We start from the raw sequence: 20,022 nt of genomic DNA on the forward strand, positions 1-20,022 counted from the left end.
AAGCGGTGCTCAAGCCATGAACCTCGAAAGGAGCCCAGCCTTGCACGGCATACGGTGGCACACTGTCGTTCTCAGTCTTTCCTTCGTACCCATGAGTACAGGATGAAAAAATGAGTAGCGAAAGTCCGCGTACCGGCGCTGAGCGTTCTGGCATTCCCCGCACGATCTGGGCGTTAGGCTTTGTCAGCCTGTTCATGGATCTTTCGTCCGAGATGGTACACAGTCTGCTGCCCGTGTTCATGGTCACTACATTGGGGGCCAGTGCATTGACCGTCGGGGTAATCGAGGGGGTTGCCGAGTCGACCGCGATGCTCATCAAGGTGTTCTCCGGGGCGATCAGCGACTTCATGGGGCGGCGCAAAGGATTGTTACTGCTTGGGTATGGCGTAGCGGCTCTGAGCAAGCCCCTTTTTCCCCTGGCACACTCGGTGGAAGTGGTCTTCACCGCACGCTTTCTGGATCGAATCGGCAAAGGCATCCGGGGTGCACCGCGAGATGCCCTGGTTGCAGATGTGTCGCCGCCGTCAATCCGTGGTGCCTGTTATGGGCTGCGCCAGTCGATGGACACCGTAGGCGCTGTTCTTGGCCCTGCCATGGCCATCGTGCTGATGTTATGGCTTGCCGATATCCAGCTTGTGCTGTGGTTTGCAGTGATCCCGGCAATAGTGGCGGTGGCGCTCATCTTCGTGGGGGTCAAGGAGCCCACGCCTGTCTCCAGGGAGCGAACGTTCCGATCTCCCATTCATTGGCGAGTCCTTCCCGGCTTCTCCCGTGGCTATTGGTGGGTCGTCGTTATTGGCGGCGTCTTTACACTTGCCCGTTTCAGCGAGGCGTTCCTGGTTTTACGGGCGCAGCAGACAGGCCTGTCGGTCGCCTGGGTTCCGCTGGTGATGGTAGTCATGGCCATTTTTTATGCGTTGTCCGCTTATCCCGCCGGCTGGCTGTCTGATCGCATCAGCCGTACGAAGCTGCTGTGCATGGGCATGGGATTACTCATCCTGGCGGATCTGGTGATCGCTGGATCCGGTTCGATCATCACGATGATGCTGGGTGTCGCGTTGTGGGGGCTTCATATGGGATTCAGCCAGGGCATTCTTGCCTCGCTGGTAGCGGATACCGCGCCCATGGACCTGAAGGGAACCGCCTTCGGTATTTTCAATCTGGTCAGTGGTGTATGCATGCTGATCGCCAGCGTTCTGGCGGGTGCGATATGGCAAGGCATGGGCTCAGTCAATACGTTCCTCGCGGGGGCATTGTTGGCCGCGACAGCCCTGTTCTTGCTGATTGCTGTTGAACGCAGCAGGGGTCGAGCAAGCTAGGGCGTAACGCCCTGGCGGATAGCGGATGTCACTGTTTCTTTTTCGCCGGCTTGCCTGCCTTGTCTTTCTTGTCGGATGACTTCGAAAGAGCCGAGGCCGCAGCGGGTTTCCTTTGCTTCGAAATCGACGACCCTCTCCAATTGGGGGGGGAGAAACCAGGGAGCAGGGAGCACAGTGTTTGCTCATCGACAGCGGGTAAAGGCACCCGTGATGCAACAGACCGACCCGGCTTGCGTTTCGTTGAGCGGTTGTAATCGAGTGAGGTCGGTGCATTGCGCAGCCTGATTCGCAACAAGACGATCGATGATCGCTTGGATAATCGAAGGAGAGAGAGATGTCAGGAACCTCCAGGGCACTGGGACAGATACTGCCGATCGCAATGGCTGCGCTGCTCGGCACCGCCGCACCCGTTGTGCTCGCCCAGGCAGAAGCCGTGCCCTCGCAAGCGCTGGTACTGCCTTCAGGGCCAGCCGAAAATACCCGTATTACCGAAGCATACGCTCGCCTGGTGGCGCGTGATGCCTGGTTCTGGGCCTGGCCAATGGTCAACATGTACAATCGGCGCCTGGCTTACGCCAAAGCTCCCGAGCAAGGGCTCATTGGCGGCACGCTGCCAATCGCACCCCACAATCGCCTGACCATGCTCAGCGATTACATCAAGCCGGATCAGCGCTCCATCGCCTGTCCCAACCAGGACGTCGTTTACGGCGCTGGTTACCTGGCGCTCAATGACAGCCCGGTGGTCATCCAGATACCTGACTTCGGCAAACGATTCTGGGTCATTCAACTCTCCGATCTACGCACTGAAAGCATCAATGGCCTGGGCGTAATGTACGGAACCAAACCCGGTTTTTATCTGGTCGTGGGGCCGAACTGGCAGGGTACGGTGCCCAAGGGCATTACCCGAGTGATCCGGACTCAATCCAATGCCGCCTTCGTCGGCCCACGCGTTTTTCAAGATGACACGCCGCAGGACAGGCAAGCGGTGCAAGAGGTCATCCAAGGCATCAACGTCTATCCAGTCGCCGAATACGACGGCACTATGAAACGCCAGGACTGGCGAAAGCTGCCGGTCTTCCCGAAGCGCGATGACGCCAGGGGCGAAACCCGCTGGGTGCGTCCCGACGTCTTTTTCGATCAGTTGCCGGCCGTATTGGACCTGGCACCGGCGGTGGCTGGAGAGGCGGCGCGTTATGCGCAAGTATTGGCCGTGATCGCCGCTGCGCAGAAAAATCCGGAATTGAAGCAGGCGATGATCGACGAGGCGGAAAAAGCCGATCGGGAACTGATCGACCCATTGCTACAGTTCCGCAACTGGGGCATTGAGCTACCCCATCACTGGTCCACCATCACCAATGGGGCACACTTTGGCACCGACTATTTCACACGCACCGCCGTGGCGAAGTCGAACATCCTGGTGAATGCACCCAACGAGACACGGTACTTCTATCAAGACCTCGATGCAGCCGGCATGCGTCTCAATGGTGCGACTGCTTACACGGTCACCTTCGCGAAAGGACAATTGCCGCCAGTGAAGGGCTTCTGGTCGCTCACTGCGTATGACTCTGCGCACTTTTTTGTGCCCAACCCGCTCAACCGTTACTCGCTCGGCACGAAAAACCAGGATCTGAAGACCAATGCTGACGGCTCGCTGACATTCTATGTACAGGCCGAGTCGCCAGGCGCGGACAAGGAAAGTAATTGGCTACCGGCACCGAAAGGGGCGGACTTCTCCCTCTTCCTGCGAGCTTATTGGCCGGATGATGCAATTACGAAGGGCCTCTGGACACCCCCGGCAATCGAAAAGCGTGCAGTCGATACCTCCAGCTGACAGATCGCCAGCGAGCGGGAGAAATCCCGTTCGCAGAGGCGATTTTTTTTCAACAGTGGGTTGGTCGTCGCAGGTCTTAAGACTCAGGAGCCAAGCCGGATTTTTTGTTTCTATAAGCAATTCGATAAGAATAGAATCGAACCAAAGTAGTTAATTTCTGTGGGGTGCAATGTGAAACGAGACAACACGCTGATTTTTGGAGTTTTGTCGTGCATTGAATCCAGCCTGATATCCGTTGGGTCTTCATATTCGGAAATTACGCATCAGCTTGAACACGACTATGGCATCTCTGATGATAGTGAGCATCTTGGAGATTTCCAAAGAAGCTTGGAGTATCAGATGGAGATCCTCGAAGATGCTGGATTCGTGAAGAAATACTCAGAACACTACGATACTCCGGACAATATTTTTTATCGTTTGACGTGGGCTGGACACGATTATCTCGATGACAGAAGAACGGCTGGTTGCTTAGTCACGCGGCTTGTCACTTAAAGACCCCGTTATCATTCAGATGAAAAGCTTAAGCGTATCTCGTCAGGACCACATGTGACTTTGCTTCCCAGTGTGGGATATCAAGATAGGCCAACGAGTACGAAATGTGGTTGACTTACTGAAGTCGTATCCAGGCACACGCGCCATCGACAGTAGCTTTTTAACGATGCTCGCCTTCCATGCTGGCTACCCCTGCGAAAAATGATCTGGGTTGCACCCTGGGCATAGCCCACGATGAAACCATCTAGTTGCTGTAAAAATTGGTTTACAACGGGGCTAGCGAATCCACTGTGATTCAAGGTGCGTTGACGATGTCGCCCAAGGTGAAATGGACCTTATCGCGCCCACTGTTCTTGGCCGCATACAGCGCCTTGTCGGCTTCGTTGAGCCAGTCTGCGGCGTCGGTCATTGGCCACCCGCCAAGCGCGGTATCAAATAGCCATGCAGGGTCTAGTTCGACCTGCCTGTGCCCAGTCAACTATCACTGACATGATTATGTCTCCAAGGCGTGATCCAAGGGTTAAAAGTGGATTTCAGCGGTCTTGAGGCCCAGGTCTCGAAGCTCGGCGATCAAGTCATCCAGATGCCCAAAAGACTCGACCTCCTCGTTGTCATCAACCAAGAAATAACTCCTGCCAGCGTCCTTCTTGAAGAACACTATCCACTCCTTGGGGTTGGTCGGGTTTGCGATCACATGGGTGTCGAAGGTCACGCCTTCGGCATGTTTGGTTTGCACAGTTTTACGATTCATGTCTGTCACCACGCTACGCGCGCTCTCAAAATTCTCTATTTGCAGTGCATGCCCGCCCAGCTCCATCTGAGCTTTCACTATAAACATCTCCAGCCGCTCGAAGCAGTGGACCTAGGGCATTTGAATTATCACTGTATGTTAATATTATGCACATGCATCCACTGAGGGGCTAGCCATGATTGCGATAGGTGAGGCATGGAAGGCGGGGTTGTTGGGGCGAGGGCACTGGCTTCGCAATATGGTGTCTGGCGTGATCGTCGGGGTCGTGGCGCTCCCTCTGGCAATGGCGTTTGCCATTGCATCTGGCGTCAAACCTGAGCAAGGCATTTACACCGCAATCATCGGTGGTCTGCTGGTTTCACTCTTTGGGGGAAGCCGCTTGCAGATTGCCGGACCTACAGGTGCGTTCATCGTGATTCTGGCGGGGGTCACGGCCAAGCATGGCGTTGACGGACTGCAAATCGCCACGATGATGGCGGGGGCCATCTTGTTATTGCTGGGGATGGCACGGCTCGGTGCGATCATCAAGTTTATCCCCGACCCGGTGATTGTCGGATTCACCGCGGGCATCGGTGTGATCATCTGGGTCGGGCAGTGGAAAGACTTTTTCGGATTACCGACGATCAGTGGAGAGCATTTCCATGAAAAGCTCTGGCATCTGCTACAGGCCCTGCCGGATCTTCACATGGTCACCACCCTGCTGGCGCTACTTAGCCTTTTCCTGGTCATCACCGCGTCCAGAATTCCCGGTCTCAAACGGGTGCCTGGGCCGCTGGTCGCAATGGCGGTCGCTACAGCAATACAGTCAACCTTTCATTTCGAGGGGGTAGCCACGATTGGCAGTGCATTCGGTGGTATACCTCAAGGCTTGCCAGCGTTGAGCCTGCCTGAAATCACGCCGTCCCGCGTCATCGATTTGATTGGTCCGGCGTTCACTATCGCCATGCTTGGAGCAATCGAATCGCTGCTGTCCGCGATGGTGGCCGATGGCATGGCGGGCACCAAGCACGATTCCAATCAGGAGCTGATCGGTCAGGGGGTCGCCAACCTGGTCACACCATTGTTTGGCGGCTTTGCAGCTACCGGGGCCATTGCCCGTACTGCAACCAATATCCGTAACGGCGGCACGAGCCCGCTGGCCGGCATTACGCATGCGGTCACCTTGGTGCTTATTGTTCTGTTCCTGGCACCTCTAGCCTCAAACATCCCACTGTGCGCCCTGGCTGCCATTCTATTCGTGGTCGCATACAACATGAGCGAGTTGAAGCACTTCAAACGCATGGTCCAACGAGCCCCACGCGCAGACGTATCCATCCTGCTCATCACTTTCAGCCTCACGGTGTTCAGTGACTTGGTGATCGCCGTGAATATCGGCGTCATTCTTGCGATGCTGCACTTCATGCGCCGCATGGCCTCATCGGTGGAAGTGCAACAGGTCGTGGAGCACGAGCTTGAAGAAGAGCTGAGGACCAATGGCCATACTCGCCTACCGCCAGGGCTTTTGATTTATACGATTGAAGGGCCATTGTTTTTTGCTGCGGCCGAGACCTTCGAGCGTGTGATAGCTCAGACCCACACTGACCCAAACCTGCTGATTATCCGTCTGAAGCGCGTACCGTTTATGGATATCACGGGCTTGCAAGTGTTGGAGGAGGTTATTCAGCAGCTGCACAAGCGGCATATCGTGGTGAAGCTCTGCGAAGCGAACACGAAGGTGCTCAACAAGCTCGATAGGGTGGGTATCCTGCAAGAAATTGGTCTGGAGCATTACCACGCCGACTTCAACACTGCGTTGGCTGAAGCTGTCAGTCATGTAGAGGGTACGCCGACTCTCTAGAGACTACTGTCCGTCGTAGTTATGACTTGGTGCTGGTGGCATGCTTGCTCTTGGTCGAATAGCTGGCGCCGTGAGTGTCCAGGTAGTCACGAATCAGTTGGCGGACCACCTGCGAAGACGTCAGGTCTTGTGCTGCACAGAGGTCCTCGAAAGCTTTTTTCTTGACGGGATCAATGAGCACGGTGAGGCGCGCAGTCTTGCTTTCCATGGGGTATTCAATCGCTCAAGTCGCTGGATGTTAATCAAATTGTAATTGCCTTGTCCGGTGCTGTCACTGTTGCGGCGGTGGGTTGTTCGGTACCTCGACTTAACACACTGGAAAGCCCGCTCAAAAGGCGCTCTGGTATGAGCGTCTCCCGCGGGCTGTGGATTCAACCGGCTGCCCGCTACACAAAAGGTGGAACAGGGTCACCGGCAAACTCGCGAAGTAACCATGTTCCTATTTAAGCGCAGCGCCAATGCGGCTTACGCGGCCTTGAAGCAGTAAGCGGCCAGCTTGTTACCGTCCAGATCCCTCGCGTAAGCCGCATAAGCGTTAGGCGCCCAGCCTCGCGGACCCGGTGCACCTTCGTCGGCGCCGCCACTGCCAGCGGCGCGCAGCGACAGTACGAGCGGCGCCATGCGCAAGCGGTCGAGCACTTTGAAACGGAGTGGGGCGGGGGTGCTGCCGGCGCGCTACCTGGCGGCCTATGGCGCTCAATTGTCCAGCAACACCGCGCACGCACCTGGCGGCTATGGCTCAGTGGCAACAGCAATGCGGCTTCGATGACCCGACCAAAGCGTCGCGGGTACGTGATGTCTTGCGTGGCATTCAGGCGCTGCGTCCGCAACCGATCAAGCAGGCGCAAGCGCTGCAGTTACAGCGGCAGAGGCGTACATCGAGGGTCTGGGCGGGTAACTGACTGCCGATCAGTTGGCTATGCGGTTGCGCGCGCGCGGGACCAGACGTTGCTCCTGCACAGTTGTCGCGTAGATCGCTGTTGCACGTAAAGGGAAATTTCGCCGGGTCATCGAGGGATTCGAGGTCGTCGGGGGCGCACCGGCTTCGGCGAAACGCTTTCGATAAAGCGCAAGTTTTCGAAGGCATGACGGAGGCTCCAGCGCAAACGACTTAGTTGGTGTTGACGTGGCCGTTTTCATGTAATCAAGCGAAATTAGCGAATTTATAAGAAGCCTGATTGATTATTTATATAAGGGGCTGTCTCCGATTTCCTGGGCACTATTGCTGTGCAAGCACAGATTGCAACGTCAGTTCGAACCCTGCACGCCGTCGAACTTGATTGTATAACGGCCATCAAGGTAGGTCGCGGGCTGCTTCTTCATTTGCCCCAGAATGCCTGGGGTAACAGTGTCAAGCCTTGCGGCGCCTGGAGGGTTAGCGTGCCCTCGAGGGCTCTGCAAGTTGGATTTTTCGCGACAAGCTTGCTGGCAATAGCCGAGACTCGCTACGTTTGGTCGCCAAAGGAGAGAATATTTTTAACAGGATACAGCGAGCGCGCCAATTGGAGCTACCCTCTGAGGAGGCATGTGGGTGTCCTGCGAGAATAATTATCAAATGAAAAACTCCGCCAAAATTATCGATTACTCATCTAAAATACTAAAAGCAGAATGGCCAAATTTAGTACTGTGGTCATATCTGCTTTCACCGTTGATTGTTAGAACGCTAACAAACTATCAATACTCTAAAATTGATTTGTTGGTCTTTTACACCCTTGGCATGTCGGTGTTGTGGCTTTTGGCGATTAGATTTATTTCATCCAATCAATTCAAAGTTCACATCATTCTGCTGCCATTTTATTTGCTGGCAGCTGTTGATCTCTTTTTGGTTTTAAATTTCAACTCGAAATTAACAGCGGCCTATATGTTTATTGGCTTGACAAACCATAAGGAAGCCAGCGAATTTTTACCGACCTATTGGCAGTCCATCAGTATCGTTTTGGTGATCTTTGTTATTTGCTATGGGGCTGGATTAATAGGCCTGCATAAGCGCGAATTATATAAAAACAAAGGTATTTTTGTTCTGGTTGTTAGCGCCTTGCTAGTGGGGTATGGGGCGTATTTTTATAAAACCGTCAAACTTAATTCTCTCGGGAAATCTGCAGTCATGGATCTCCTTGCAAAAGATCAAAGCACGCCAGTAGGTTATTTGTCGCAAATGGCCCTTACTGCAAACTTGTATTTGGGGACGGAGAAACTTATCAAGCGCCGTCGAGAATCTGATGTAAAAATAACCAGCATGTCGGATCAATCAAATATAGAAACCATTGTTTTTGTGATCGGTGAGTCATCACGGCCGCACAACTGGTCCCTCTACGGTTATAACAAGGAAACAACCCCAAATCTCGGTAAGCAGGCGGGGATTTTCAAGTTTAATAATATTTGCACGACAGCCCCATATACCTCGTTCGCGGTTCCTTCAATGCTGAGTCTTGAGCCTATATGGGATTGGGAATCCATTGTATCAACCAAATCATTGGTGAGTATATATCGCGCAGCCGGGTACATGACCTATTGGTTGTCTGTACAGGAGGTTGATAGTTTTGGAGGAATAATTCCACAAATAGCTGCAGAGGCACAGTACCGTCAATATTTCGAGAGAAGCTATGATGGAGCATTAATTTCAGAATATGAAAAAATACTGAAAAAAAGCGATACAGAAAAGAAAGCCATATTTATTCATGTCAAGGGTAGTCATTTTGAGTATTCACGCCGATACCCAGAACATTTTGATAAATTCCAGCCGTCAACAAACAGCTTCAAGGACAAAATTACCGCAGAATATGATAACAGTATTTTATATGCGGACTGGCTATTAAGCGCAATTATTGATCAATTGAAGTTAAGCAAAAAACCATCTGTCTTGTTTTATTCATCGGATCATGGTGAAAACATGATGGATGACAGTCGAGGGCTCTTGGGTCATGGAATTGGCAATAAATATGACCTCCCGGTTTCGGCATTTATCTGGGCGTCCGATAATGTTTCAAGCCAGCAATCGCTCAAGCTTTTAAAGCTGAGGGAAAGAGAGAGTCAGAAAATCAGCATATCATCCTTGCCACATACTCTTTTAAATATCACTGGGGTTTTCACGAGTCGGTATAAAAGTCCGGATGATTTATTAAGTGATGATTTTGTGTCGTCGAAGTGTCCACATCTGCTCGGCGCAGGCTATGTTCCATCGTTTGATTTTGACACCCATTAAATAGCCCTCGCTGAACAACGCGCAAGGCGTTGATCCATCAGGTTGACTTCCTGCGTTTTTGAGTAAGCCTTCCTCTCCAGTCGCGGCGGCATGGCGGACGCCCATGCCGCTGGTGCCTTGAACCTTGCCGAGAGTGACCACGCGATGAAACCCACTTTGCTACTGCTGTCGCGCTTGCCCGATAGTTTCAACATCCGCCTGCGCGAGCATTTCGACTGCCACTCGTATTCGCTGCTCAACGAAAAGGATTGGCAGAGCAGTGGCTTTGCGAGCCCAGGCGTTCGGTATGAGCATTGCGTATACGGGGCGCACGCCAAAGGCTGATGTGCCCTATCGCTGGTGTAACGATGTACAAGCACTGGCGGCATGATCAACGCGGCGGTGCTGGCAATGGGTATGCCGCGTCTGATAAGCGCTTGATAGTCAGCAATAGGGTGTACCATCAAACCCTGTCCATCGGAAACCATTTAGCCATGTCCGCGCTAAGCGAAGAGAGCCGCCAGATTGTAGCTTCTCTGGCGCACCGGATTGGCGCCAACGCTGACATTGCAGCGATCGCGCGAGCGATTGTTTCAACCTTGCAGGGTATGGACGCCGCCCTCACGCCCATCATTGGTCACCAAGGCGGGGCTGCGCTTTATCGGCGCAGCCTTCAACTGTGCACCTCCCGGGATCCGCGCCTGGCCGGTATCTATGATCGTGCACAGGTTACGTTTGATTTGAATGCTCTCAAGCAGGTCCTCCTTGAACAAAGCGAAGCCGATGCGTTGCTCTTCGGTGAAGTGATGTTGATCACCTTCTATGAATTACTCACCACACTTATCGGGTCCTCGCTTACTGCAAGGTTGCTTCGCGACGTGTGGGAACCTCCTTTGAGCGACACCCCCTCGCAGGAAAACTCGCCATGAGCACCAAAGTGACTATCAACCGCCTGGCCACCGGCGTGCCAGGATTGGACGAGGTGCTGGGCGGTGGTTTGCCGGAGTTTTCGTTCAACCTGATTGCCGGCCCGCCTGGCTGCGGCAAAACCACCCTGGCGCAAATGATGTTTGCCCTGGCGACGCCTGATCGCCCCGCGTTGTTCTTTACAGTGCTGGGCGAGCCGCCGCTGAAGATGCTGCGATATCAGCAGCAGTTCGACTTTTTTGACAACGAAGCGATCAACCGCTCGATCCGCTACATCAACCTGGCTGACGACACGCTGGCCGGGGACCTGGACGAAGTGTTGCGCCGGATCGTCAACGAGGTAGAGATTCATTCACCGGCGCTGGTGTTCGTTGACTCTTTCCGATCGGTGGTACTGGCCAGCCAGACCCGCAACAACCCCAACAACAACCTGCCGCAGTTCGTTCAGCAACTGGGCATGCTAATGACCACCTGGCACGCGACGACCTTCCTGATTGGCGAGTACTTCACCGAAACCGAGACCAACCCGATTTTCACCGTGGCCGATGGCCTGATCTGGCTGCGCCAGAGTGTTCAGCGCAACTCCATGGTGCGCAAGATGGAAATCATGAAGATGCGTGGCCAGCCAACCTTGCCGGGGCTGCACACCTTCCGCATCGCCACCTCGGGCATCAAGGTCTTTGCGCCGGCTGCTTTCAACCCTGTTGAAGCGCCACTGGAGTTTCCGCTCCAGCGCCTGAAAATGGGTGTGCCGCAGCTCGACAGGATGCTGGGAGGCGGTCTGCCTCGGGGTTACTCGTTGTTGGTGGCCGGGCCGTCGGGTTCGGGCAAGAGCATACTGGCGGCCGCCTTCCTTGCCGAAGGTGCGCGCAATGGCGAAACCGGTGTGATCGCGGTGTTCGAGCAACGGCCCAATCATTCGCAGAACGCGACCCTCGCAACGCTGATTCGGAGCGGTCAGGTCGGCCTGGTCGACAGCCGCGCCCCTGATTTATCCATCGATGAAATCGTGCACTTGTTGTTGGGCGAAATTACCCGATTGAAAGCGACCCGCGTGGTCATCGATTCATTGTCGGGGTTCGAACTCGCGCTGGCACCGACGTTCCGCGAAGATTTCCGTGAATCCCTGTCGCGAATGGTCACGGCCCTGACGAGCGCCGGCGTCAGCGTGCTGATGACCTCGGAACTGGAAGACCGCTATACCGACCTGCGTTTCAGCCCTTACGGAACAGCGTTTCTCACCGACGCCATCATAGTCCAGCGCTATATCGAAGTGGAGAGCCGTCTGTTGCGCATCATGGCCGTCGTCAAAGTGCGAGCGAGTGCTCATTCCGATGAGCTGCGCTTGTACCAGATTGACGATAACGGATTGCAGATTGGCGAAATGTTGTCTGACCAGGAAGGCCTGCTCGGCGGACGGCCTACCAGGCGGCGTTTGGGCAAAGACCACGGGTGAATAAACCATCATGAATGAGGCCAATGGCAAGAACGAGCAGGCGCTGGTCAACGCCGCTCGTGAGCTGTTCCTGCTTGGCCAGAAAACCGTCGAGGCGCGCGCGGCGCTCGCGGCCTTGCACAAGGAACTGAACGACGCCAACGCCCAGCTCGCCGATAACCAGCAGCTCGAACAACTGATCGAGGCCAATCAGCAATTGGTCCTGGCGATCCTTTTGGCACAGTCCGATGCAGAAAAACCAGAACGCACACAGCAGAGCAGCGGCTGTACCTGGAAATGCGCGAAGCCAACGAGCAGTTGGTGATCGCCGCGCTCAGCGCACAACACTTGCAAGCAGCTGCTGAACAGGCGCTGGAACAGCAACGCAAAGTCCTGACGATGGTGGCCCACGAGCTGCGCAATCCCCTGACGCCCATCAGCATGATCGCCGGTCGACTGGTGCGGGTGCCCAGTGAGGAGCTGCCGCGCATGCAGAAGTTGATCGAAGGTCAGGTGCAGCACATGTCCCGATTGGTGGAGGATCTGCTCGACGTCGCCCGCGCCAGCTCCGGCAAGTTTCATCTCGATTGCAGCGTTGTCGATATGACGCAGATCATCCACGAAGCGAAAGACATCTGCACACCCGTCATGATCTCTCACCAGTTGCAGTTCAACTCAGATCTGCCTGAATGCGCGTTGATGGTGAAGGGTGACCCTCTGCGGCTGATTCAAGTTCTTGGCAATTTGCTGGGCAATGCCGCCAAATACACGCCGGCGGGCGGCACCGTCTGCCTTTCGGTGACCGCCGAGGACGGCGTGGTGAAGATAAGCGTCCGCGATACCGGCATTGGGATTACCGCCAAGGCATTGCCGTTCGTTTTTGAGCCCTTTGTGCAGGACGTTCACGCGGTGGGGTTTAACGGGGCGGGCCTGGGCATTGGTTTGACGGTGGTGCGAGAGTTGGTCGAAGCTCACGGTGGCACAGTGACTGGCCACAGTGCAGGAGATGGGGAGGGGAGCGAGTTTGTGGTGACATTACCGTTGCTCAACCATTAACTTCTTATTGACGCCATCTGGAGGTTTAGCATTTGGAGATCTCCACCTATCCCTGACCGGCAATGCTGTCGGGGCCCAGCCTCGAAAATCAGACGCTAGGGCAAATTTTCCGACCCCAGTGCAGAACTCCATCTCCCCAGGCAAGGCGCTTCCTGTGCCTTTCTCACACACTCGGCTCTAACGCTATCGCGCTGTATAACAACAAGAGCCGCGAAAAAATGACCAGTTTCCCATCTGCTACCGAAAGCCAGATCGGCCATATCGGCGCCCGTCAGACCCGAGTCGAGGACGCCGCATTGTTGCGCGGCCTTGACTGCTACGCCGACGACGCTGCGATCCCTCCTGGACAGGGGGCAATTCGTTTATCCATTTAAATTGTTTAAACGCCTGTTTCTGGCTGTTTTTGATTAACGAACTAATCGCTCAGGCCACTGGCTCATTTATCTAAATGTGCCATGAGTGTTCAGCATAATAAAATCGCGCGCCATTTATCGGTCTGGTTAAATTAATTTAATACCGTTCCCTTGTATGCGTTGCGTTGAGCTGAAAGATTTTGCGTTGCTTCTATTACTTGAAAATAACAAATGGAGCGCTATATAAGTGAGTCGAAAAAAAATTGCTGCGAGTTCGTTGTTTCTTAGTGTCACCCTGAGTGCCCAGGCGCATGCTGACTTCCTAAGTGATAGCAAAGCCACCTTGGGAATGAGAAACTTCTATTTCAATAACGACAACCGCGATGGCGTTGCCGCCCCTTCCAAAACCGAAGAATGGGCGCAGGGTTTCATGTTGGACTTCAAATCGGGCTATACCGATGGAATAGTTGGTTTTGGTGTCGATGGCCTGGGGTTGCTGGGGGTTACCCTGGACAGCGGCAAAGGACGGCATGTCGGCAGCACCATGATGCCTTCTGACAGTGACAACCGTGCCGTCGACGAGTGGAGCCGGCTGGGGCTGACCGGCAAAGTCAAAATGTCGAAAACTGAATTTCGCTACGGCACTTTGATTCCGAAACTCCCAATTCTGGTCGCCAACGATGGGCGCGTGCTTCCACAAACTTTCGAGGGCGGTCAAATCACTTCGAGCGAGTTCAAGGGGCTGACCTTGACTGGAGGTCGGATCGAACATGCAACAGGACGGGGTTCGACCGATCAGACGGGGTTGGCCGTTGCTGGTGGTACGCGTGAAAGCAATCAGTTTGACTTCGCCGGGGGCGATTGGAACGTCACCAAGGATCTGACAGCCCAGTACTACTACGCCAACCTCGATAACTACTATAAACAGCATTTTTTGGGATTAATTCACACCCTGGCGCTCTCGGACAATCAGTCCCTTAAAACCGACCTGCGCTACTTCAACACTGACTCCTCAGGTGCAAATAGCGCCGGTACGTCAGGCTACAGAATGAGTGGCTACACCAAAAACGGTGATGGAGAGATCGACAACCGTACCTGGAGTGCCGCGTTGATTTACACACTGGGTGGCCACGCGATTACTGCGGGGTACCAAAGTGTGTCGGATGGCAGCAACTTCACTCAACTCAGTCAGGGTAGCCTGGTAGACAAGGGCGCCGGTGGAGCAAGCATGTATCTGTATACAGACCGCCTGATCCAAAGTTTCGCCCGCGCAGGCGAGCGCACAGTTTTCGGTCAGTACGCTTACGACTTCGCCGCTCTGGGTGTCCCTGGCCTGAAAGGCTCGGTCATGTACCTCTCCGGCGATAATATTAAAACGACGTCAGGCGACAACCAAAAGGAATGGGAAAGAGACATTAGCCTGGACTACGTCCTTCAGTCCGGAGCGCTCAAAGGCGTCGGGTTCGGCTGGCGTAACGGCAAGTCCAACAGCGAAGCGGCTCGTAACGTAGATCAGAATCGAGTGTTTGTAAGCTATAGCATTCCGCTTCTCTAACGAGTGTCCACCTCGTCACCTGGACGACCCGGCCGCCACGAACTCGCGCCCTGGGCGCGGGCCTGGAGTCCGACGCTCCAGTCCTGGAAAAGCTGGTCGTCGGTGCCGAGGTGAGAGATTTCTAGCGGTCGGGGATCATGCACCTCGGGGAGCATTTGAAAGTGTCCGTTCGAAGGCATACGATCGAGAGTCTACTTGCAAGCTTCAGCGCCGCCACGGGGACACCACGCCGGATGCGGTCAGCAGACCGGGAGGTGTTACTTGAAGTGCACAACTGATATGCCCGCCAGTGTCATCACGACACTTACCTACCTGGTCAAGCACGATGCAAAGCCCTACGTGCATACCGAAGCTCTGACTGGTGATAGTGAACCGCACTACTTTGCTGAGCAGGAGGAGCGCGAGGTCCCCATACACAACGGTCGTCCCTTGGCAGACAGCCTTTCTCTGGACAAACAGGGGTTTGAACTGCATCGGCGGGATACGGTGGTTGACGACCTCTACGACGATACCTCAGTGGAAAGCGTCTACTATGACGAGGTCAAGGCCTTGATCATGGAGTTGACGGGCGCGAGCCGGGTCGTCATTTTCGACCACACCAGGCGCAGCGACGCCGAGCGACGGGGTATTCGCGGCCCAGCCAGCCGTGTGCATAATGACTACACCGAGCGCTCGGGGCCTGAGCGTATCCGCGACGCGCTGGGCGGGGATCAGGCCGTCACACTGGCAGCGGTCCCGGTGGCCCAGATCAACCTCTGGCGTCCGATGAGCGGGCCCGTCAAGCGCTCGCCGCTGGCCGTGCTGGACGCCTCGACGCTCGACCCCGACGACCTGCTGGCCACCGACTTGGTCTATCCGGATCGTATCGGTGAGATCTACCACCTGGCCTACAATCCGCACCAGCGCTGGTACTATTTTCCGGACATGCGCCGTGACGAAGTCTTGCTGATCAAGGGGTATGACTCGCGTCACGACGGCCGAGCCCGCTTCACGCCCCATACCGCCTTCCGGGACCCAAATACGCGGCCGGGAGCCCCACCGCGCGAGAGTATCGAAGTTCGCACCCTGGCCTTCTTTGATTAAGTTTTTGCCACCTGGCGGATTGCTGATCCACCCTCACCGCACGTCACGCCGAGTAACAGGCGGCCATCACTGAGCTGATCGACACTGGTTACGGCCTTGGTGGTGTGCAGGGGGATTGCGGATTGGCATCAATCGCCGTCATTCGGTTCAACGGGGCTCCAGAGCAGAAAACTGGCCCCTCAACCACGTATAAAGCTGAGAAACCGCAGGGCTGATCTGCTTGCGATGTGGGCACACCAGGCTCAACGGTGAAGCTTCCCCGGGATAATCCGGCAGCAGCACAAGCAGACGCTCTGCAGCGATATCTGCACTGACATCCAGCCAGGATTTGTAGGCGATACCTTCACCCTCCAATGACCAGCGCCGCACGACATCGGCGTCGTCGCTGAACAACGGTCCTGAAACCTGCACGGTTTGCCCGCCCAGGTTCCACTTGTCGTAGACCCGGCCATTTTGCCAATAGAGCAGGCAGGGATGCTTGCTCAAGTCATCCGGCGTTTGGGGAGCACCGCAGCGTTGCACATACTCCGGCGAGGCAACCAGCACCCGCTGGTTCCACGGTGCAAGCGGCAGTGCCACGTAGTTGGCGTCTTCATTCGGGCCGTATCGAATCGCCACGTCCACCGGGTCGCGAAACAGATTGGCCATCTGGTCCGACAGGAAAAAACGCAACGTCAATTCCGGATGCTGACGGCGGAACAGCGTCAACCACGGCAGCAGTATGTTGCGCCCCAGATCGGACGGCGCTGTCACTTGCAGTACGCCCCGCAGCGTGGCGTTCTCACCGCGCAGGTTTTCCTTGCCTTGCTTCAGGGTTTCAAGCACTGCGTGGGCGGTGGGCAGATATTGCTCGCCCTCGGCAGTCAATCGCAGGCTGCGAGTGGTGCGGGCGAACAGTCGCACGTCCAGTTCGCGTTCCAGACGTTTGATGGCGGCCGCGACCTGACCAGGCAGCAAGTCAACCTCCAGCGCCGCTGCGGTGAAACTGCCCAGCGCGGCGCTGCGGATGAATAAACCAAGATCATCGATGCGGATCATTTTCACTCCTGCAGTGAAAGTGTTGGCGCATTCTGCTTGTTTTTCTTTGTACATGGGAAGTCGAAGATGGCCGCAAGTGAATGCACCAACCCTTCAGACAGCGAGTGTCCATGAAAGCCATCACCTTTACCGAACACGCCTTGCCCATCGACAATCCACAAGCATTGATTGATATCAACCTCCCGATGCCCACGCCTGGCCCACGGGATCTGCTGGTTGAAGTTCGCGCGGTATCAGTGAATCCGGTCGACACCAAGGTGCGCGCCGGAACTTTCACAAAAGAACCGAAAATCCTCGGCTGGGATGCCACAGGCATTGTCCGCGAGGTCGGCTCTGGAGTGACGCTGTTTCAGCCGGGCGATGAAGTGTTCTATGCCGGCTCGATTGCCCGCACCGGCAGCTACAGCGAATTCCATTTGGTCGATGAGCGGATCGTCGGGAGCAAGCCTCGTTCATTGAGTGCAGCCGATGCGGCCGCGTTGCCGTTGACCTCGATCACTGCATGGGAATTGTTGTTTGACCGGCTTGGTGTCGTCGAGGGTTCGGGGGAGGGCAAGTGCCTGTTGATCACTGGAGCGGCTGGCGGCGTCGGTTCGATGCTGGTGCAACTGGCCCGACAGTTGACCCGCCTGACCGTCATCGGAACTGCCTCACGCCAGGAAACCGCTGATTGGGTGCGGCAGTTGGGGGCGCATCACGTGATCGATCACAGCCAGCCACTGCTCGCACAGTTGCAAGCGCTCGACGTGCCGCAGATCGACTATGTCGCCAGCCTGACTCACACCGAACAGCACTTTGCACAACTGATCGACGTGCTCAAGCCGCAAGGGCGTCTGGGTGTGATTGACGATCCCGAAAGCCTCGACGTGATGCCACTCAAGCGCAAGTCGCTGTCGTTGCATTGGGAGCTGATGTTCACCCGCTCGCTGTATGAAACCCCGGACATGATCAACCAGCATCACCTGCTCAACCGGGTCAGCGCTCTGATTGACCAAGGTGTTCTGCAAACCACCGTGGGCGAGCACTTCGGTGCGATCAATGCGGCAAACATGCGTCGTGCCCATGCGCTGGTCGAGAGCGGCAAGGCCCGGGGCAAGATCGTTCTCGAAGGTTTCTGATTTCACTCATCCATCAGGCGGGCTCGCTTGTGGGCCCGCTGAACTGCCCGCGGCATCACTTTCCATTTTTTTATTGTTGGAGCGTTGACGGTGAATACGTCCAGTAACGTGTTGGTATCGATTGCCGTGCTCAAGGCCAAAGCAGGCAAAGAACAGGCATTGAAACAAGAATTGCTGGCGCTGGTCGAGCCGACTCGCGCAGAGCCGGGCAATCTCGACTATGTGTTGTTCAAGCTGCGTGACGAGCAGGGCACGTTCTACATGCGCGAGGCTTTCAGGGATCAGGCGGCGCTGGATGCGCATTTTTCGATGCCGTACTTTCAGCGCTTTGCCGCGACGGTAGATGACCTGCTCGAAGAGCCGTTGCAACTGATATTCCTTGAACAGGTATCAGCCTGATGTTTCAACCTGTTGAACCATACCGCCTCGGCCGGCAAGGAAGCGGCCGGCCTATCAATTCTCTTCAGGAAGCGGCTGTACTCCGAATTGCGGAACGATGTGAGTACCCAGCTCCTCAATGACTTGCGCAGCAGGGCGCTTTCCGTATTTGAGATTCAGGATAACGTGGTCCACTCCGATTTCCTCAAGCGACTCCAGCAAAAACCGGAGATGGTAGCGTCCAAGTTTGAACCCCAAATGAATGCGAGTGGGTGGCGTGGACGGATTCTCATCGAGGTCGATGTAAAGCGACTGAGTGAAGGGCTTATAGACGGAGCCACATTGCTTCATGACCTCCAGCCGCCAATCTTCCACGATCAGTCGCTGCATGTTCGGTATACGTGGATAGTTGATCCATCCGACGCTTTCGCGCGCGATCCAGTCCAGTGACTGGCGACTATTGCCGGTCACGAGCATTGGAATGACTTGGGTTGTGGGTTTCGGAATGAGGTCTGCGCCGCGCATCTCACCACTGCTCCAGCGGATGGGTTCAAAGCTGGTGCTGTGGGCTTGGCGAATCACCTCGTAGTGTTCTCGAAAGATTTCTCCGCGTCTTTCGGGATCGACGCCAAAAGCCGAAAACTCCACTGGGCGATCGCCGGAAGCTACCCCCAGAATCAAGCGACCTGCGCTCAACTGATCGACGCTGGCCGACGCCTTGGCCGTGTGCAGAGGATGGTGTAGAGGGATGGCAATGGAGGCAGTGCCAAGCGCTATCTCCGACGTATGAGCGGCCATATAGCCCAGGTAAACCCAGGGGTCGAACAGTTGGCCAACATCGCCGAAACCAGGGTCCCGAAGCGGCACGTCGCGGAACCAGAGCGCGCAGAAGCCCAGCGCCTCTGCTTGTTTGGCCAGTGCGACCTGGTTGAGCATGCTCGGAGTGTCCCCATCGAAGGCCTCCAAAGGAAAGAACAATCCAAGGCTCAAATGACCCTGAGTGAAGGTTCGGCTGAACCCTCGATGCTGCTGGTAAGGAATCGTGCTCGGCCGATACATACTAATCTTCCTCAATGGGAGAACGTGAACAGCGCCCCTATTTCCAGAGGTGCTGCGGCATCGGTCGCTTGAGAACGACAGGTGGGGTAGTGCGTGTAGCCTTCCCGTTGCGCCTTACATGCTGGTCGGGTCGACCGGATTGAGGGGCCAGTTGCTGGCGATACGCGAGGCAGGTCCGGATTTGGCGAAGAGCGGACGGTAGAAGGAAATCAGATCGCTCCAGCCCGATACATCATCTGAGCACAGGCTCGGGGATCATTTAACAAGCGTAGGCGGTTTTGCAGTGAACCACCATGTTTGTTGTCACGACGATTGGTGTGGGCGCAAATGAACGGGCTCACGAGGTAGCCGTTCGCGCAGTGCAGTTCGACACCGTGTGATCGATCCCGAGCAATGGATTCCAGACCATGCTTTTGCCTTGAACGATTCTGGGCGGCCCGGAGAGTGAGTGGTTTTTCTATAGAGAGTCCCAATGATCAGCTGAAGTCACTCCGCGTTTAACGCCCTACAGGATCTGGTGCGTCTGATTCAGGAGGCACCGCAAACCAGAGTGCTCTGGGCGATCCGGGGTAATTCTCTTGAGCGCATTCTGGGGGGGGGGGGGGGGGG

General features: G+C 55.5%; 19 protein-coding genes and 4 pseudogenes. 15 read left to right on the forward strand and 8 right to left on the reverse strand.

Annotated features, from left to right (window positions below; translation table 11 throughout):
* The first annotated feature begins 110 nt into the window (after positions 1–110).
* The 3 genes from PG5_RS26545 (at position 111) to PG5_RS34310 (ending at position 3,642) form a co-directional block, all read left to right on the forward strand.
* Entirely contained in the window at positions 111–1,319 is a 1,209-nt protein-coding gene (locus PG5_RS26545; protein WP_020800157.1) for an MFS transporter, read from the forward strand.
* A 334-nt stretch (positions 1,320–1,653) separates the two neighbouring features.
* A complete protein-coding gene (locus PG5_RS26550) occupies positions 1,654–3,150 on the forward strand; it encodes a DUF1254 domain-containing protein (RefSeq protein ID WP_020800158.1) in 1,497 nt (498 codons plus the stop codon).
* A 171-nt stretch (positions 3,151–3,321) separates the two neighbouring features.
* Complete coding sequence (locus PG5_RS34310) at positions 3,322–3,642, forward strand: DUF2513 domain-containing protein (protein WP_141195528.1); 321 nt, start codon at positions 3,322–3,324, stop codon at positions 3,640–3,642.
* Between the two features lie 520 nt (positions 3,643–4,162).
* Here PG5_RS34310 and PG5_RS26555 read toward each other — a convergent pair.
* Positions 4,163–4,393 (reverse strand): hypothetical protein, encoded by a 231-nt coding sequence (locus PG5_RS26555; RefSeq protein WP_033039294.1) that lies wholly within the window; start codon positions 4,391–4,393, stop codon positions 4,163–4,165.
* Between the two features lie 175 nt (positions 4,394–4,568).
* Between PG5_RS26555 and PG5_RS26560 the strand changes: the two genes are divergently transcribed.
* Positions 4,569–6,230, forward strand: coding sequence for a SulP family inorganic anion transporter (locus tag PG5_RS26560; protein WP_042955764.1), 1,662 nt, complete (start codon positions 4,569–4,571; stop codon positions 6,228–6,230).
* A 19-nt stretch (positions 6,231–6,249) separates the two neighbouring features.
* Here the strand turns inward: PG5_RS26560 and PG5_RS26565 are convergent, their stop codons facing one another.
* Complete coding sequence (locus tag PG5_RS26565; protein ID WP_020800162.1) at positions 6,250–6,438, reverse strand: ribbon-helix-helix protein, CopG family; 189 nt, start codon at positions 6,436–6,438, stop codon at positions 6,250–6,252.
* Positions 6,439–6,695: 257 nt separating this feature from the next.
* Positions 6,696–6,812 (reverse strand): annotated as a pseudogene (locus PG5_RS33885) (VOC family protein); the annotation flags it as partial.
* A gap of 152 nt (positions 6,813–6,964) precedes the next feature.
* Here PG5_RS33885 and PG5_RS34320 point away from each other — a divergent pair.
* Positions 6,965–7,132 carry a hypothetical protein gene (locus PG5_RS34320; protein WP_155943750.1) on the forward strand — a complete coding sequence of 56 codons (168 nt, stop codon included), beginning with the start codon at positions 6,965–6,967 and terminating at the stop codon, positions 7,130–7,132.
* A 59-nt stretch (positions 7,133–7,191) separates the two neighbouring features.
* Here the strand turns inward: PG5_RS34320 and PG5_RS35040 are convergent.
* Positions 7,192–7,357 (reverse strand): annotated as a pseudogene (locus PG5_RS35040) (phenylacetate--CoA ligase); the annotation flags it as partial.
* A 398-nt stretch (positions 7,358–7,755) separates the two neighbouring features.
* Here PG5_RS35040 and PG5_RS26575 point away from each other — a divergent pair.
* The 8 genes from PG5_RS26575 (at position 7,756) to PG5_RS26615 (ending at position 15,820) form a co-directional block, all read left to right on the forward strand.
* A complete protein-coding gene (locus PG5_RS26575) occupies positions 7,756–9,432 on the forward strand; it encodes a phosphoethanolamine transferase (protein WP_371106621.1) in 1,677 nt (558 codons plus the stop codon).
* Between the two features lie 90 nt (positions 9,433–9,522).
* Positions 9,523–9,756, forward strand: a complete 234-nt coding sequence (locus PG5_RS34325; RefSeq protein ID WP_020800166.1) for a hypothetical protein — start codon at positions 9,523–9,525, stop codon at positions 9,754–9,756.
* A gap of 23 nt (positions 9,757–9,779) precedes the next feature.
* The gene (locus tag PG5_RS35045) at positions 9,780–10,340 is read left to right on the forward strand and encodes a hypothetical protein (protein ID WP_231989904.1); all 561 of its coding nucleotides are present in this window, start codon (positions 9,780–9,782) and stop codon (positions 10,338–10,340) included.
* Positions 10,337–11,794 (forward strand): ATPase domain-containing protein, encoded by a 1,458-nt coding sequence (locus PG5_RS26590; RefSeq protein WP_020800168.1) that lies wholly within the window; start codon positions 10,337–10,339, stop codon positions 11,792–11,794. The genes PG5_RS35045 and PG5_RS26590 overlap by 4 nt, the downstream gene beginning before the upstream one ends.
* A gap of 10 nt (positions 11,795–11,804) precedes the next feature.
* The gene (locus tag PG5_RS35050) at positions 11,805–12,098 is read left to right on the forward strand and encodes a hypothetical protein (protein WP_020800169.1); all 294 of its coding nucleotides are present in this window, start codon (positions 11,805–11,807) and stop codon (positions 12,096–12,098) included.
* Positions 12,071–12,829 (forward strand): HAMP domain-containing sensor histidine kinase, encoded by a 759-nt coding sequence (locus tag PG5_RS26600; protein ID WP_256229003.1) that lies wholly within the window; start codon positions 12,071–12,073, stop codon positions 12,827–12,829. The genes PG5_RS35050 and PG5_RS26600 overlap by 28 nt, the downstream gene beginning before the upstream one ends.
* Before the next feature lie 600 nt (positions 12,830–13,429).
* Positions 13,430–14,737 (forward strand): OprD family porin, encoded by a 1,308-nt coding sequence (locus PG5_RS26610; protein WP_020800172.1) that lies wholly within the window; start codon positions 13,430–13,432, stop codon positions 14,735–14,737.
* Positions 14,738–14,998: 261 nt separating this feature from the next.
* Positions 14,999–15,820 carry a CmcJ/NvfI family oxidoreductase gene (locus PG5_RS26615; protein WP_042955768.1) on the forward strand — a complete coding sequence of 274 codons (822 nt, stop codon included), beginning with the start codon at positions 14,999–15,001 and terminating at the stop codon, positions 15,818–15,820.
* A 32-nt stretch (positions 15,821–15,852) separates the two neighbouring features.
* Here the strand turns inward: PG5_RS26615 and PG5_RS35460 are convergent.
* Both PG5_RS35460 and PG5_RS26620 read right to left on the reverse strand, forming a co-directional pair.
* Positions 15,853–15,952, reverse strand: a pseudogene (locus PG5_RS35460) (LLM class flavin-dependent oxidoreductase); the annotation flags it as partial.
* Positions 15,953–15,967: 15 nt separating this feature from the next.
* Positions 15,968–16,858, reverse strand: coding sequence for a LysR family transcriptional regulator (locus PG5_RS26620; RefSeq protein WP_020800174.1), 891 nt, complete (start codon positions 16,856–16,858; stop codon positions 15,968–15,970).
* A gap of 110 nt (positions 16,859–16,968) precedes the next feature.
* Between PG5_RS26620 and PG5_RS26625 the strand changes: the two genes are divergently transcribed.
* Both PG5_RS26625 and PG5_RS26630 read left to right on the forward strand, forming a co-directional pair.
* Positions 16,969–17,976 (forward strand): zinc-binding alcohol dehydrogenase family protein, encoded by a 1,008-nt coding sequence (locus PG5_RS26625; protein WP_020800175.1) that lies wholly within the window; start codon positions 16,969–16,971, stop codon positions 17,974–17,976.
* A gap of 90 nt (positions 17,977–18,066) precedes the next feature.
* Entirely contained in the window at positions 18,067–18,375 is a 309-nt protein-coding gene (locus PG5_RS26630; RefSeq protein WP_020800176.1) for a putative quinol monooxygenase, read from the forward strand.
* Between the two features lie 54 nt (positions 18,376–18,429).
* Here the strand turns inward: PG5_RS26630 and PG5_RS26635 are convergent, their stop codons facing one another.
* Together PG5_RS26635 and PG5_RS35465 are read right to left on the reverse strand one after the other, a co-directional pair.
* Entirely contained in the window at positions 18,430–19,413 is a 984-nt protein-coding gene (locus tag PG5_RS26635) for an LLM class oxidoreductase (protein WP_020800177.1), read from the reverse strand.
* Positions 19,414–19,424: 11 nt separating this feature from the next.
* Positions 19,425–19,787: pseudogene (locus PG5_RS35465) on the reverse strand (hypothetical protein); the annotation flags it as partial.
* Positions 19,788–20,022 lie beyond the last annotated feature (235 nt).

This window comes from Pseudomonas sp. G5(2012), assembly GCF_000408945.1.
Lineage (GTDB): Bacteria > Pseudomonadota > Gammaproteobacteria > Pseudomonadales > Pseudomonadaceae > Aquipseudomonas > Aquipseudomonas umsongensis.

Bases quoted from the DNA above. Each gene is read 5' to 3' on its own strand.
- PG5_RS26625 (WP_020800175.1), top strand. From the start codon at position 16,969: ATGAAAGCCATCACCTTTACCGAACACGCCTTGCCCATCGACAATCCA.
- PG5_RS26590 (WP_020800168.1), top strand. From the start codon at position 10,337: ATGAGCACCAAAGTGACTATCAACCGCCTGGCCACCGGCGTGCCAGGA.
- PG5_RS26600 (WP_256229003.1), top strand. From the start codon at position 12,071: ATGCGCGAAGCCAACGAGCAGTTGGTGATCGCCGCGCTCAGCGCACAA.
- PG5_RS26545 (WP_020800157.1), top strand. From the start codon at position 111: ATGAGTAGCGAAAGTCCGCGTACCGGCGCTGAGCGTTCTGGCATTCCC.
- PG5_RS34325 (WP_020800166.1), top strand. From the start codon at position 9,523: ATGGCGGACGCCCATGCCGCTGGTGCCTTGAACCTTGCCGAGAGTGAC.
- PG5_RS26560 (WP_042955764.1), top strand. From the start codon at position 4,569: ATGATTGCGATAGGTGAGGCATGGAAGGCGGGGTTGTTGGGGCGAGGG.
- PG5_RS35050 (WP_020800169.1), top strand. From the start codon at position 11,805: ATGAATGAGGCCAATGGCAAGAACGAGCAGGCGCTGGTCAACGCCGCT.
- PG5_RS26620 (WP_020800174.1), bottom strand. From the start codon at position 16,858: ATGATCCGCATCGATGATCTTGGTTTATTCATCCGCAGCGCCGCGCTG.
- PG5_RS26635 (WP_020800177.1), bottom strand. From the start codon at position 19,413: ATGTATCGGCCGAGCACGATTCCTTACCAGCAGCATCGAGGGTTCAGC.
- PG5_RS26575 (WP_371106621.1), top strand. From the start codon at position 7,756: ATGTGGGTGTCCTGCGAGAATAATTATCAAATGAAAAACTCCGCCAAA.
- PG5_RS35045 (WP_231989904.1), top strand. From the start codon at position 9,780: ATGTACAAGCACTGGCGGCATGATCAACGCGGCGGTGCTGGCAATGGG.
- PG5_RS26565 (WP_020800162.1), bottom strand. From the start codon at position 6,438: ATGGAAAGCAAGACTGCGCGCCTCACCGTGCTCATTGATCCCGTCAAG.
- PG5_RS34320 (WP_155943750.1), top strand. From the start codon at position 6,965: ATGGCTCAGTGGCAACAGCAATGCGGCTTCGATGACCCGACCAAAGCG.
- PG5_RS26555 (WP_033039294.1), bottom strand. From the start codon at position 4,393: ATGAATCGTAAAACTGTGCAAACCAAACATGCCGAAGGCGTGACCTTC.
- PG5_RS26550 (WP_020800158.1), top strand. From the start codon at position 1,654: ATGTCAGGAACCTCCAGGGCACTGGGACAGATACTGCCGATCGCAATG.